The 13,412-nt window shown below is 59.6% G+C and carries 13 protein-coding genes; all 13 read left to right on the top strand.

Annotated elements, in window-relative coordinates; genetic code table 11:
• Positions 1–121: 121 nt before the first annotated feature.
• Entirely contained in the window at positions 122–907 is a 786-nt protein-coding gene (gene rpsB / locus BMZ40_RS04830; RefSeq protein WP_092372989.1) for a 30S ribosomal protein S2, read from the top strand.
• A 4-nt stretch (positions 908–911) separates the two neighbouring features.
• Positions 912–1,715, top strand: coding sequence for a translation elongation factor Ts (gene tsf / locus BMZ40_RS04835; RefSeq protein ID WP_092372990.1), 804 nt, complete (start codon positions 912–914; stop codon positions 1,713–1,715).
• 175 nt (positions 1,716–1,890) lie between these two features.
• Complete coding sequence (gene pyrH / locus BMZ40_RS04840) at positions 1,891–2,610, top strand: UMP kinase (protein WP_092190880.1); 720 nt, start codon at positions 1,891–1,893, stop codon at positions 2,608–2,610.
• Position 2,611: 1 nt separating this feature from the next.
• The gene (gene frr, locus BMZ40_RS04845; RefSeq protein ID WP_092372991.1) at positions 2,612–3,166 is read left to right on the top strand and encodes a ribosome recycling factor; all 555 of its coding nucleotides are present in this window, start codon (positions 2,612–2,614) and stop codon (positions 3,164–3,166) included.
• Between the two features lie 9 nt (positions 3,167–3,175).
• Positions 3,176–3,877, top strand: a complete 702-nt coding sequence (gene uppS / locus BMZ40_RS04850; RefSeq protein WP_092372992.1) for a polyprenyl diphosphate synthase — start codon at positions 3,176–3,178, stop codon at positions 3,875–3,877.
• Positions 3,874–4,668 (top strand): phosphatidate cytidylyltransferase, encoded by a 795-nt coding sequence (locus BMZ40_RS04855; protein ID WP_092372993.1) that lies wholly within the window; start codon positions 3,874–3,876, stop codon positions 4,666–4,668. The genes uppS and BMZ40_RS04855 overlap by 4 nt, the downstream gene beginning before the upstream one ends.
• Before the next feature lie 11 nt (positions 4,669–4,679).
• Positions 4,680–5,891, top strand: coding sequence for a 1-deoxy-D-xylulose-5-phosphate reductoisomerase (gene dxr, locus BMZ40_RS04860; protein WP_092372994.1), 1,212 nt, complete (start codon positions 4,680–4,682; stop codon positions 5,889–5,891).
• Positions 5,885–6,952 (top strand): RIP metalloprotease RseP, encoded by a 1,068-nt coding sequence (rseP, locus tag BMZ40_RS04865; protein ID WP_092372995.1) that lies wholly within the window; start codon positions 5,885–5,887, stop codon positions 6,950–6,952. The genes dxr and rseP overlap by 7 nt, the downstream gene beginning before the upstream one ends.
• Entirely contained in the window at positions 6,927–7,673 is a 747-nt protein-coding gene (gene tsaB, locus BMZ40_RS04870; protein ID WP_092372996.1) for a tRNA (adenosine(37)-N6)-threonylcarbamoyltransferase complex dimerization subunit type 1 TsaB, read from the top strand. The genes rseP and tsaB overlap by 26 nt, the downstream gene beginning before the upstream one ends.
• A 147-nt stretch (positions 7,674–7,820) precedes the next feature.
• On the top strand, positions 7,821–8,774 hold the full coding sequence (locus tag BMZ40_RS04875; RefSeq protein WP_092372997.1) for a flagellin N-terminal helical domain-containing protein: 954 nt from the start codon (positions 7,821–7,823) through the stop codon (positions 8,772–8,774).
• A gap of 138 nt (positions 8,775–8,912) precedes the next feature.
• A complete protein-coding gene (fliD, locus tag BMZ40_RS04880; RefSeq protein WP_092372998.1) occupies positions 8,913–10,967 on the top strand; it encodes a flagellar filament capping protein FliD in 2,055 nt (684 codons plus the stop codon).
• A gap of 18 nt (positions 10,968–10,985) precedes the next feature.
• Positions 10,986–11,396: a flagellar export chaperone FliS gene (gene fliS / locus BMZ40_RS04885; protein WP_092372999.1), complete on the top strand. Its 411-nt coding sequence runs from the start codon at positions 10,986–10,988 to the stop codon at positions 11,394–11,396.
• An 85-nt stretch (positions 11,397–11,481) separates the two neighbouring features.
• Positions 11,482–13,365 (top strand): asparagine synthase (glutamine-hydrolyzing), encoded by a 1,884-nt coding sequence (asnB, locus tag BMZ40_RS04890; RefSeq protein ID WP_092373000.1) that lies wholly within the window; start codon positions 11,482–11,484, stop codon positions 13,363–13,365.
• Positions 13,366–13,412 lie beyond the last annotated feature (47 nt).

A 13,412-nucleotide genomic window follows, 5' to 3' on the forward strand; every position in this document is an offset into this window, starting at 1 on the left:
TCTTGCCAAGCATAAAGCTCTCGCGTACCGACTTCAGTTCCCAAACACTCCACACGTCCGCACTTTTGGTTTGGCCCATTCGGGCTCCTGCGGACGGAGGAATAAAACCAAGGAGATTACCATGGCTTATGTAAGTATGAAACAGATGCTGGAAACCGGAGTCCACTTCGGCCACCAGACCCGCCGCTGGAACCCCAAGATGCGCCCCTTCATTTTCGGCGCGCGCAAGGGCATTCATATCATCGACCTGCAGCAGACCGTGAAGCTGTACCGCAAGGCCCACGATTTCATCGCGGATACCGTTGCACGCGGCGGAAAGATCATTTTTGTCGGCACCAAGCGCCAGGCCCAGGACGTGATCAAGACCGAAGCCGAGCGCTGCGGCATGTACCACGTCACCAACCGCTGGCTCGGCGGCACGCTGACCAACTACCAGACCATCCGCACCAGCATCACCCGCCTGAAGAAGCTTGAAACCATGTTCGAAGACGGCTCTGTTAGCCGCTTCCTGAAAAAGGAAGTCGTGCGCATGGAACGCGAAGTCACCAAGCTGAACCTGACCCTGGGCGGCATCAAAGATATGGAAGAGCCGCCTGCGGCCGCCTTCATCATCGATCCGCATCGCGAAGAGATCGCCGTCAAGGAATGCCGCAAGCTCGGTATCCCGATCGTGGCCGTGGTCGATACCAACTGCGATCCCGACCTGATTGACTATATCATCCCCGGCAACGACGACGCCATCCGCGCCATCAAGCTTTTTGCCGGCGCAATGGCCGATGCATGCATGGAAGGCGCCGCCAGCACCAAGGACGCCGTGGAAGAGCCCAAGACCACCAAGGTTCCCGAAGTTGAGCTTCCGGCCGGTTCCGCAGAGCCAGAATCCGTAGATACAGACGAAGAGGTATAATACGATGAGCATTACCGCAGCGATGGTTAAGGACCTGCGCGAACGCACCGGCGTGGGCATGATGGATTGCAAAAAGGCACTGACCGAATGCGATGGCGACGAAGAAAAGGCCATTGCATGGCTTCGCGAAAAGGGGCTGTCCAAGGCCGCCAAGAAAGCGGGCCGCGCCACTTCCGAGGGCCTCGTGACCGTTGTCGTCGCCGCTGACGGCAAGTCCGCCGCCATGAGCGAACTCAAGTGCGAGACCGATTTCGTGTCCAAGAACGAGGAATTCATTGCCCTGGCTGAAGTCCTGGCCAATCTCGCGCTCGAAAAGAAGACCGACGACCTGGAAGCGCTGCCTGCCGAAGCCTCCGATCTGACTGGCCTCATCGGCAAGATCGGCGAGAACATGCAGGTCGGCCGCCTGGCCTACGTGTCCTTCACCGGCGACGGAGCCATCGGCACGTATGTCCACTCCACCAAGAAGCTTGGCGTCCTGGTCGAACTGTCCGGTCAGGTCACTCCCGAGCTGGCCAAGGACGTGGCCATGCAGATCGCGGCCGCCAATCCCCTTTGCGTCGGCCCGGATCAGATCCCGGCCGAAACCCTGGCCCAGGAGAAGGAAATCTACCTGAACCAGGCCAAGGAAGAAGGCAAGCCGGCCCAGATCGCCGAGAAAATCGTCGAGGGGCGCATCCGCAAGTTCTATCAGGAAGTGTGTCTGCGCGAACAGCTCTTCATCAAGGACGACAAGAAGACCATCAAGGATCTTCTTGGAAAAAACGCCGATATTGTCCGGTTCTTCCGGTTCGCCATCGGCGCATAAGCAAAGGGCCGCAAGGCCCTTTTTTTTGGCCCTCAGATCGTCAAGCCCCGCACCGCCCCGCTTCACGCCTACTGTTGCAGCGGATGCGCGAAATGGATATACGATCATCCGAGAAGGAGGCCTGGGCATCCCGGCCTCCTTTTCGTTCACCGCTTACCCAAGAGGTACCTATACAATGGAGAAACTCCGATACGGCAGAGTAATGCTCAAGCTGAGCGGAGAGGCCCTGGCCGGAGAGCAGGGCTTCGGCATCGAACCCCAGACCATTCAATCCATCTGTCGTGAACTTGCCGAGGCGGCCTCCATGGGCGTGCAGCTCAGCATGGTCATCGGCGGCGGCAACATTTTTCGTGGAATTTCCGTCTCCTCCAAGGGCATGGACCGCGCCTCGGCCGACTACATGGGCATGCTGGCCACGGTCATGAATGCCCTGGCGGTTCAGGACGCCCTGGAAAAACTGGGCATCACGACCCGCGTCATGACCGCCATCGACATGAAGGAAGTGGCCGAGCCCTACATCAGGCGCCGCGCCATCCGTCATCTCGAAAAAGGCCGCGTGGTCATCTGCGCAGCCGGTACGGGCATTCCCTATTTCACAACGGATACAGCGGCGGCGCTCAGGGCCATGGAACTCAAGTGCGAGGCGATCCTTAAGGCCACCAGGGTCAACGGCGTCTACGACAAGGATCCCGAAAAACATTCCGACGCCGTCATGTTCAACAAACTGACCTATCTGGACGTGCTGCAGCGTCGCCTCAAGGTCATGGATTCCGCGGCCATATCCCTTTGCATGGACAACAAACTCCCCATCGGGGTCTTCAACCTCTTTGTGCCCGGCAATATCCAGCGGGTGGTCAGAGGCGAGGAAGTCGGAACAATTGTTCAAGGAGAATGACATGGAAAAGCACACACAGGATTGCACCAACAGGATGCAGAAAAGCATCGACAGTCTGGAAAAGGATTTCTCCAAGCTGCGCACCGGCCGGGCCTCTACGGCGCTGGTGGACAGCATCCGGGTCGATTACTACGGCACCCCGACCCCGCTCAATCAGGTTGCCTCCGTATCCATCCCGGACAGCCGCACCATTTCCATTTCCCCCTGGGATCGCAGCGCCTTCAACAGCATCGAGAAGGCCATCATGAAGTCGGACCTGGGACTCACTCCCATCAACGACGGCCGCGCCATTCGCATCAACATCCCGGTTCTGACCGAGGAACGCCGCAAGGACCTGGTCAAGATGGCCAAAAAATACACCGAAGATGCCAAGGTCGCCATCCGCAACGTGCGCCGGGACGTCAACGACGCCCTGAAGAAAATGCACACCGCCAAGGAAATCAGCGAAGACGATCTGCACAAGGGCCAGGACGAGGTCCAGAAGACCACCGACAACTTCGTGAAGAAGGCTGACGCGGTCTTTACCGAAAAAGAAAAGGAAATCATGGAGATCTAGATCCAGTCCATGCCACCGCTCAATCATCTCGCCATCATCATGGACGGCAACGGCCGCTGGGCTCGCGCCAGGGGTCTTGACCGCAGCGCCGGCCACAAGGCCGGCACCGAAACCGCCCGCGAAATCGTCAAGGAATGCCGAAAACTCGGCATTCCCTACCTGACGCTCTACACCTTCTCCAAGGAGAACTGGTCCAGGCCCAAACAGGAGGTCAGTTTTCTGTTTGGCCTGCTCAAGGACTTTTTGACCGCGGAGCTTCCCTCCCTGCTGGAACAGTCCATCCGACTGAACGTGCTCGGAGATCTGGACGAGCTGCCCCTGCCCACCAGACAAGTGCTGCGCCACGCCATGGAAAAAACCGCCACCTGCTCGGCCATGAACCTGAACCTGGCCCTCAACTATTCGGGACGGCTTGAAATTCTGCGTGCCTGCCAGGCCTTGGTGAAGAAGCAGGTTAACCCGTCGGAACTGACCGAGGAGATGTTCGCCGGCGAACTCTACACCTCGGGCATGCCCGACCCGGATCTGATCCTGCGCACCAGCGGCGAACTGCGGCTTAGCAACTATCTGCTCTTTCAAAGCGCCTACAGCGAGCTCTATTTCTCCGCCGTGCCCTGGCCGGACTTTCATGTCGGCGAACTGCACGCCGCACTGGAGGACTATGCGTCCCGTCAGCGCCGCTTCGGGACCACGGGGGAGGAGACCGCATGAAAAGTCCGCATTTCAAACGCGTCCTGACCTCCCTATTGCTGCTGCCCCTGCTCGGCTGGGCCATCTTGAGCGGGGACCCGGTCCTGAGCATCGCCATCACGGCCGTGGCCGGTCTTGGGCTCATGGAATTCTATGCCATGTTCTGGCCGGGACGGGAGAAGCCTCTCTGGAAGGCCCTTGGTCTCTTCTTTGCCCTGGGCATGGTCTGGGCGCCCCTGGCCTGGAGCGGCGCGGCCCTGGCTTTAGTAGCCATGCTGGTCGTGGCCGTTTCGTTTCTGATCGCCCACGACAGAGGAAAATCTCCCGACGCCTTTAATGACAGTCAGACACTGCTCTTCGGCCTTCTGTACCTGCCCTTTATCCTGCGTCTGTTCCGGACCATCTCCGCGCCGGAGATCGGACTCGTGCTGCTGACCACCTTCGCCGCCGACACCGGTGCCTACTATGCGGGAAGCTTCATCGGCGGCCCCAAGATCTGGCCTTCGGTCAGCCCGAAAAAAACCTGGGCGGGTAGCCTTGGAGGCCTCTGCGCGAGCGTCCTGGTCTGCACGGCCATGGGCCTTTCCTTTGGCAACGCGCACTGGACGAGCTTCGCCTTGCTTGGCGTGGCCCTGAACATTGCCGCGCAGATTGGCGACTTTTTCGAATCCGCCCTGAAACGCTGGCGCGGGATAAAGGACTCCGGCAAGATTTTGCCCGGGCACGGCGGGATTCTGGATCGCATCGACAGCCTGCTCTTCACCCTTCCCCTGTACTGCGGGCTGACCGCCTTGTTCTCCTTTTTCGCCTGAGGCAAAAAGCCATGAAGTACATTTCAGGCCTCTCATCCCCGGTTTTCGACCGCCCCGGCCAGCGCACCCTCGCCATTCTGGGCAGCACCGGGTCCATTGGCACAAGCGCGCTCAAGGTCGTGGCCAAGAACCGCGACGACCTTGATGTCGTGGCCCTGGCCGGAGCCAGGAACATAAAGCTGCTGGCCAGGCAGGCCGAAATCTTCCGTCCGAAATACCTGGGTGTCCTGAACAAGGAAAAAGCAGACGAACTCTCCGCCCTGCTCCCTGAAGGTTACAACCCGCGCATTCTCGTTGGACAGGAAGGGTACACGACCATGGCCACCCTGCCCGAGGCCGACCTCATCCTGGCCGCCCAGGTCGGCGCGGCCGGGTTGGTCCCGGCCATGGCCGCAGCCAAAGCTGGCAAGGTGCTGTGCCTGGCCAACAAGGAGGCCCTCGTTCTTGCCGGAGACCTTTTCCGCAGTGTCTGCCAGGCCAGCGGTGCCGTCATTCTTCCCGTGGACTCGGAACACAACGCCCTTTTTCAGGCCTTCACGGGCCATGAGGGCAGACAGGCCTGCCGCCTGATCTTGACCGCGTCAGGCGGACCGTTTCGCACAAAAAGCCTGCATGAAATCCAGGCCGTGACTCCTGCTCAGGCCCTGAGGCACCCAAACTGGTCCATGGGCGCGAAAATTTCCATCGACTCCGCGACCATGATGAACAAGGGTCTTGAGATCATCGAGGCCGTGCATCTTTACGGCGCGTCTCTGGATGAGGTGGACGTAGTGGTACATCCCCAGTCCATCGTCCACTCCCTGGTCGAGTACGAAGACGGCTCGCAGTTGGGCCACCTTGGCATGCCGGACATGGAGATCCCTATCGGCTACTGCCTCGGCTATCCCAAAAGGCTGCACATCGGCCTTGAGCGCCTCGATCTGGCCCGGATCGGCACCCTGACTTTCGAGACTCCCGATCCGCTGCGCTTTCCCTGTCTGAATCTGGCGCGCGAGGCGCTCTTAGCCGGTCCCAGCCACCCCGTGGTGCTCAATGCCGCCAATGAAATCGCGGTTCAGGCATTTCTTGACGGGCGCATCTCTTTTCCGGGCATTGCCCGGCTCATCGAAATGATGCTTGGCAAACATTCCTTGACCTTGATGCATGATCTGGGGGACATTTTGGACCTTGATGCGCAAACACGAACTCGGTCCGAAGAGGCCATAGGAAAAGGCGAATGGTAACCAGTATTCTGGCTGTGGTTGTGGTCCTTGGCGGACTGATCTTCTTTCATGAGTTGGGCCACTTCGTGGTCGCTCGCAGCCTCGGCATGGGAGTGAGCGTCTTTTCCCTGGGATTCGGGACGCGGCTTTTCGGCTTCACCCGGGGCAAGACGGACTACCGAGTCTGCGCCTTTCCCCTGGGCGGCTACGTGCAGCTCGTGGGCGAATCCGTCGATGCCGAACTTCCCGAAGGATTTGGCCCGGAGGAATCATTTTCGCGCAGACCGCCCTGGCAACGCATGCTGGTCGTGCTGGCCGGGCCCGTGTTCAACTTCATCCTGGCCTGGTTCATTTTCTGGGGCTTGGCCTACAGCCAGGGCGCGCAGGAGCTGTTGCCCGTCATCGGCCAGGTGACCAACTCAAGCGCGGCCGAAGAGGCCGGCATCGTCCCCGGAGATCAGATCATCGAAATCGACGGAGTACGGATCGAGGTCTGGGAAGACCTGGTCGATCGCATCGAAGCCAATGAAGGCGATTCGATGTTCCTGACCGTGCAACGGGGCAGCGAGCTCTTTTCCGTGCACGTCACCCCGCGATTGCAGGAAAAGCGCAATCTGTTCGGCGAAATCAAGACCATGCCCATGCTCGGCATCGCTCCCAAGGGCGAAATCCTGAGTCGCGAGCTTGGATTTTTTGACGCCGCAGTTCAGGGCGCCCGCCAAATCTGGGAAGTCAGCGGATTGATGGTCATGGGTATCGTCAAGCTCATCGAGCGGGTCATCCCCATGTCGGACATGGGCGGGGTCATCCTCATCACCGAGATGATCCACAAGGAAGCGCAAAACGGCATCGTCAACCTGCTGGCACTGACCGCGCTGATCAGCATCAACCTTGGGATCCTGAACCTGCTGCCCATCCCGGTCCTGGACGGAGGGCACATCCTGTTCTTTTTCCTGGAAACCGTCACCGGCAAACCGCTTAGTCCGCGCGTTCAGCAATTTGCCCTGAAGATAGGCATGATGCTGCTGCTCATGCTCATGATCCTGGCCACATTCAATGATATCCTCCGACACTTCAGGTAGCCGCTATCTCGCGCTGAACTGCGCCGAGGAACGCATTCAGGTTGTCCTTGGCAGCCCGTGCGAGGTCATGTTCAGCGAGGAGATTCTCTGCCCCGGGCAATCCATCCGCCATCTGCCCACGGCCATTGCGCGCGCCCTTGGAGTTCCGTCCATGGGGGCCGCCGAGCTTTCTGGCATCGCCTGTGTGCGCGGGCCGGGATCGTTCACGGGCCTGCGCATCGCCCACGCGGCCATGCACGGGCTGTCGCGTCCGCACGCCATCCCCATGGCCGGGCTGCAATATCCGCAAATCCTGGCCGCCCAGGCCGAACCATTTGTGGGCGGCACTGAACTCTGGATCCTGACCTACGCCCGCAAGGGGCAGGTCTACATCCAGGGCTTCAAGGCCGGCATGCCCCTGGCTCCTGTCCGGCCGCTGCCGGTTCCCAGGGCTTACGAACTGCTGCAGTCACGTCCGGCGGACATCTTCCTGCTCGGCAGCGGCCTGCGCAAAAATCCCGAACTGTCGGCCTTGCCGAAGGCCACGGCCTTGCCTCAATTTCTCGATACGCCCCTACCGTCCATCCTACTGGCCGCCGCATGCGCGGCGGAGTATTCAAGCCGGGCGCCCCAGCCTTTGTATCTTCGCAAGTCCGACGCCGAGGACAATCTGGAATCCATCGCCAGCTCGCGCGGCATTCCCGCCGCCGAGGCCCGCAAGCACATCCCCGATTTCGAATAATCTTTGTCCGACACGTGATGTTGGACAAAATTCCTCTAAAGAAATTCCCCGCCCTGCCGATTTACTCATCAAGAACAATGAGCAAGGCCCGCAAACTGCTCGATTCAAAGGCAAGGACGCCGCTAATTTTTCAAGGAGGAATTTTTTATGTCACTCATTATCAACCACAACCTGATGGCCATGAACGCGAACCGCAACCTGGCATCCGCGTACGGCAACCTGTCGACATCCGTCAGCCGCCTGTCTTCGGGCCTGCGCATCACCTCCGCCGCCGACGACGCGGCAGGCCTCGCCATTCGCGAGCTCATGCGTGCGGATATCGCATCCCTGAACCAGGGTGTCAGAAACGCCAATGACGCCATCTCCATGATCCAGACCGCCGACGGCGCCCTTGGCGTCATCGACGAAAAGCTGATCCGCATGAAGGAACTGGCCACCCAGGCGGCCACCGGCACCTACGCTTCGGACCAGCGTCTGATCATCGACTCGGAGTACCAGGCCATGGCCTCGGAAATCACCCGAATCGCCAACGCCACGGACTTCAACGGAATTTACCTGCTGAACGGCAACCTCTCCGCGTCCAGCACAAACGCGGCAGTGGCGAATTGGGGCAATGAGCACAAGGGCGGCGGATTGGCCTCAACCGGCCCCCTGAAGGTTCACTTTGGCACGGGCAACGACTCTGCGGAAGATTACTACTACATCGCCATCGGCAACTCCACCGCCTCGGCCTTGGGAGTAGGCAACGCTTCAGACGCCGCCAGGGCCAACGGAACCGGCAACGCGGCATCTGGAGGCTACAGCATCTCCACCCAGCAGGGCGCCCAGGAAGCCTTGGCGGCCCTCAACTCGGCCATCACCTCCAAGGACAACATCCGAGCCAACCTCGGCGCCTTGCAGAACCGTCTTGAGAACACCATCACCAACCTGCAGATCCAGGCAGAGAACCTGCAGGCAGCCGAGTCCCAGATCTCCGATGCCGACGTCGCCACGGAAATGACCAACTTCGTGCGCAACCAGATTCTGACCCAGTCCGCGGTGGCCATGCTTTCCCAGGCCAACAGCCTGCCACAGATGGCCTTGCAGCTCATGCAGGGATAGTAACAGCTTCGTAGAACCTCTTTCCCGGCCGGGTCGCGAAAGCGGCCCGGCCTTTTTAACTTGAGAATATTGATTCTGGCACCAGGTTTGCTCGAAGCATGAACAGATTCGTCCAACCCAACGCACCAGAGGAATGACATGGCTGATGACCTGACCAGTTCGCTTATTTCCGGAGCCATCCGCTTCACGGGCCTCGGGTCCGGGACGGACTTCGACGCCATGGTGACCAAGCTCATCGAAGTCGAACAAACCCGAACCAAGCGGCTCGAGTACTGGCGGGCGGGGTGGGAAGCAAAGAGCGAGGCCTTTGATTCGCTCTCTTCGAACATGCTTTCCCTCAAGTCGTCCCTGGATACCATGAACACCACGGACGAGTTCCTGATCAAAAATGCGATCTCTTCCAACACCACCGCCGTGACCGCAAAGGCGGGCAGCAACGCGGAAGAAAGTACCCACCAGGTGGATGTGCTGTCCCTGGCGACCAACGACATGCACATGGGGGCGGTAATTTTTTCCTCCCCGGATGAAGTCATCAGTGGTGGCGCGGCGGGAACATTCGTCTTTACGGCCGGCTCAAGGCAGGTCTCCGTCAACGTAACCAGCACCACGACCCTGAATCAGTTCGCCAGTCTCATCAACTCCGACGCGGATAATCGCAACTACGTACGTGCCAGCGTGGTCAACGACGGCAGCGGTTACCGGCTGCAAATTCGGGGCATGGATCTTGGCGCCGGCAACGACTTCATTGTCGATGAATCCTCGACCTCGGCCAACCTGCTCACAAATTTCAGCCAAAGTCAGTTCATTGAAACCCAGAATGCCGCCAACGCCAAGCTTCGGGTCGATGGCTTTCCTCTTACTCCCACAGCCACCCAAGAGATCCTGAAGGCCACCTTTACCGGCAAGACCACGGCGGACACCATAACCACCACCGACGGTACCTTCAAGTTCGCCTATGACGGAACGCTGTATTCCGTCGCCGTTGCGGCCGCGGACACCTACGCAGATCTGGCCGGCAAAATCAACACCGCCGTGGGCACCCCCATAGCCACGGCCGAGGACGTGTCCGGCAATGTCGAACTGACCCTGAAGGGCGCGGCGGGCTCGGACAAACAGATTTCCATCATCAATTCCCCCGGGACCACGGTCGGCGAACTTCAACCGGCAGCGTTCACGCAGATCCAGGGAGCCACCGACGGCTACTTCGAGCGTAACTCAAACTCCATCTCAGATATCATCTCCGGCGTGACCCTGAATCTGGCCAGCATCGGCAGCTCGACCATCACCACCAGCCTCGACCCGGAAGCGGTCGCCGAGAAGGTGCAGACCTTTGTCGAGGCCGTGAATTCGGTGCTGCAGGAGATCAAGGACCAGACCCAGGTCACGACAGTCGGTGAAAATGTTTCCGGGTCTCTTTTGACCGGCAACTACGGCATGCAGATGATTCAGCAGAAGCTCAAGAATATCCTGGCGGAAAAAGGAGTCGGGTTCGACTACGACATGGACCCCATCGTTTCCCTGGGCAGCGTGGGCATCACCACGGACACCAGCCAGGGCTCTCCGACTTTCGGCCTGCTCATTTTCGATCCCGGTGCCTTTTCCGCAGCCCTGAACACCGACCCCGACGCCGTGGCCCGTCTCTTCAGTGCCGACCAGTACCCGTCAACCAAGGAAATTGTGAACGGGATCGCGGTGGAATCCTCGAATTTCAATTTCGACTCGTCCATCAAGGGCGTGACCCAAGCCGGGGAGTATTCCGTAAACTATACCGTGGACGCCGGCGGCAACATCAGTGCCGCGAGCATCAACGGATACCCGGCCAGCATCGACGGCACAAAGCTCGTGGCCATGGGGGATGGAAATGCGGCGCGAGGCCTTTCCATTGAAGTCATCAACCTGACGGCCGGCTCCTATTCCGGCACGGTCCAGATCAAGTCCGGCAAGACCCAGGAACTGATTGACGAACTCAAAAGGTTGACAGACCCAACGACCGGAACCCTTGAAGTCCTCAAAGACAACTATCAGGACATCATGGATTCCATCGACGACAAGATCGCCTATGAAGAACGCCGCCTGACCCTCCTGGAAAGAAACCTGCGGCTGCGCTTTGCCAAGCTTGAAGGCGTTCTAGGTACGTACAACAACATTTCCACCCAGATCAGCTCGCAAATCAGCAGTTTGTCCGGCAAGTGATAGAAAGGAGTTCGCACAGTGCACAAAGCCGCCAACGCCTACATGCAGACCCAGGTCACCACCACAACCCCCGGCCATCTCGTGGTCATGCTTTACGACGGGGCCATCACCTTCCTGGAGCAGGCCAAGGGAGAGATCGAGGCGAAAAACTTTGCCAAGAAGGGCATCCTCATTTCCCAGGCTCTCGATATCATAGCCGAGCTCGACGGCTCCCTGAACGCGGACAAAGGAGGGGAGATCGCCCGGAACCTGCACAAGCTCTACGTGTATTGCAGCACCCGCCTGCTGCAGGCCAACCTCAAGATGGATATCGCAATGGTGGACGAAGTGATCGGCATCCTGTCCTCTTTCAGATCCGCCTTTTCGGAGATTTCCAAGAACCCGGCTCACCAGGCGCCTCCCAGGGCGGCCGCCTATTACGCCAGATAGGCCGGGGCGCCCTGTCCTGACCAACATATAAGGCACGCATTCTGCATCCGCTTTCCCAGATCACACTTCAACAGGAAAAGCGCGCATGTGCGGCATAGCCGGTTTTTTCAATCCGAGCGGAATCTCTCCGCAAAGCAACGTCCTTTCGTCCATGGCCCAAGCCCTGGCTCATCGCGGACCGGACCACCAGGGCCTGTTCCAGGACCGCTGCTGCGCCCTGGCCTACAGACGGCTTTCCGTCATAGATCTGGCGGGGGGCAATCAACCCGTGGTCCATGAACCGTCCGGGGCGGTCCTGGTTTTCAACGGCGAAATCTATAATTACCAGCCGCTCCGGGCCGAACTTGCCAGTCTTGGCCATGTTTTCCGCACCCATTCGGACTCTGAAGTCCTGCTCGCGGCCTACCTGCAGTGGGGCGCCAAATGCCTGCGCCGCCTGGTCGGCATGTTCGCCTTCGCGGTCTGGACCCCTCGGGCGCAAACGCTCTTCCTGGCCCGGGACCGCATGGGCAAGAAACCACTTTTTTACACGCTCCTGCCCGACGGAACCCTGATCTTCGCATCCGAGATCAAGGCCATCCTGCGCTTTCCAGGTGTACCGCGCGGCATGAACCCCCTGGCCATGGACCGGCTGCTTGACTATGGATTCAACCTGGCTCCGGATACGTTCCTGCAGGGAATCAGCCAGGTTCCACCCGCCCACACCCTGCTGGCAGACGGCAGCGGCCATCGGACTGCCCCTTACTGGGACATCCCCATGGACCGGCCCGTGGCCAAAATATCCGAGGACGAAGCCGCCGAGGGTCTGCGCCATCATCTGGTCGAAGCCGTGCGCGATCGCCTCGTGGCCGACGTGCCCGTTGCCTCGTACCTCAGCGGAGGCATCGACTCCAGCAGCGTGACCGGACTTTACGCGCACCTCTCGAACGCCCCCGTCCACACCCTCTCCATCGCCTTCGAGGACGCGGGCTATGACGAACGCCATTTCGCGCGCATGGTCTCAAGCTCGTTCGGAACCAGCCACCACGAATTCCTCTGCGCCATTGCGGAAGAAGAAATCGAAAAGCTGGTCTGGCATCTGGAGAGCCCGCTGGTCACCCTCCTGAATCTGCCCCTCTATCTTTTATCAAGACAAATCAGTGATATGGGCTTCAAGGTGGTCCTGTCCGGAGACGGGGCAGACGAAATCCTGGGCGGGTACGACTACTTCAAGCTCTTAAAGCTCATGGACTTCATCGGCAGAAACGAAAGCGCCGGCCGCGCAAATCTGCTGCGCCGGGTCTTTCCCGGCATCACCTCACAGCAGCAGGCCTGGATGCAGTATGCCGCCCTCAAAGGCTATCCTGCCGCGCATCCGGCTCTGCCCTACAGATTCCAGGCCTTCCAATTCAAGAACCAGCTCATGAGCGACGGGTTCGTGAACCGGTTGCTGCCCATTATCGGTGCCAGGGACGACGAACTGCCAGTCGTTCCGGGAGACAGACCCCTCATGGACCAGGCCCTGTACCTGGAGACCAAGATGCGCCTGCCGAACCTGACCCTGGCCCTGGCCGACACCATGAGCATGGCCAACTCCGTCGAACTGCGTTCGCCGTTCATGGACCACCGGCTGGTGGAGTACGTCTTCTCCCTGCCCAGCCATCTCAAGATGCGCGGCCTCAATGAAAAGTACCTACTCAAAAAGAGTTTCCGCACCTTCCTGCCCCCGGCCATCAGCCAACGCCGCAAGCAGCCCCTGGCTCCTCCGAGCAAGTGGTTCGTGCGCATGTTCAGAGGCATGATCGGTGATGTTCTCTCTGCCGCCAGCGTGCGCGACAAGGGCTATTTCAGGCCCGAATTCACGGACCACATGCTGCGCGAGTTCGATGCGGACAGCCCCATGGACTACAGCGGTGTGATCATTGTCGCCCTCTTCGTGCATCTCTTCGACGACCTCTTCGTGTCCGCCAAATCCCCGCGCGGTTGCTAATCGAGACAAGAGCAGGTATCAGCCTTCTCGCAAGAGGAGAACGCATT

Origin of the sequence: Desulfomicrobium apsheronum, assembly GCF_900114115.1 — a bacterium.
Lineage (GTDB): Bacteria > Desulfobacterota > Desulfovibrionia > Desulfovibrionales > Desulfomicrobiaceae > Desulfomicrobium > Desulfomicrobium apsheronum.

Coding starts and splice junctions, on each gene's coding strand:
- rpsB (WP_092372989.1), top strand. CDS start 122: ATGGCTTATGTAAGTATGAAACAGATGCTGGAAACCGGAGTCCACTTC.
- tsf (WP_092372990.1), top strand. CDS start 912: ATGAGCATTACCGCAGCGATGGTTAAGGACCTGCGCGAACGCACCGGC.
- pyrH (WP_092190880.1), top strand. CDS start 1,891: ATGGAGAAACTCCGATACGGCAGAGTAATGCTCAAGCTGAGCGGAGAG.
- frr (WP_092372991.1), top strand. CDS start 2,612: ATGGAAAAGCACACACAGGATTGCACCAACAGGATGCAGAAAAGCATC.
- uppS (WP_092372992.1), top strand. CDS start 3,176: ATGCCACCGCTCAATCATCTCGCCATCATCATGGACGGCAACGGCCGC.
- BMZ40_RS04855 (WP_092372993.1), top strand. CDS start 3,874: ATGAAAAGTCCGCATTTCAAACGCGTCCTGACCTCCCTATTGCTGCTG.
- dxr (WP_092372994.1), top strand. CDS start 4,680: ATGAAGTACATTTCAGGCCTCTCATCCCCGGTTTTCGACCGCCCCGGC.
- rseP (WP_092372995.1), top strand. CDS start 5,885: ATGGTAACCAGTATTCTGGCTGTGGTTGTGGTCCTTGGCGGACTGATC.
- tsaB (WP_092372996.1), top strand. CDS start 6,927: ATGATATCCTCCGACACTTCAGGTAGCCGCTATCTCGCGCTGAACTGC.
- BMZ40_RS04875 (WP_092372997.1), top strand. CDS start 7,821: ATGTCACTCATTATCAACCACAACCTGATGGCCATGAACGCGAACCGC.
- fliD (WP_092372998.1), top strand. CDS start 8,913: ATGGCTGATGACCTGACCAGTTCGCTTATTTCCGGAGCCATCCGCTTC.
- asnB (WP_092373000.1), top strand. CDS start 11,482: ATGTGCGGCATAGCCGGTTTTTTCAATCCGAGCGGAATCTCTCCGCAA.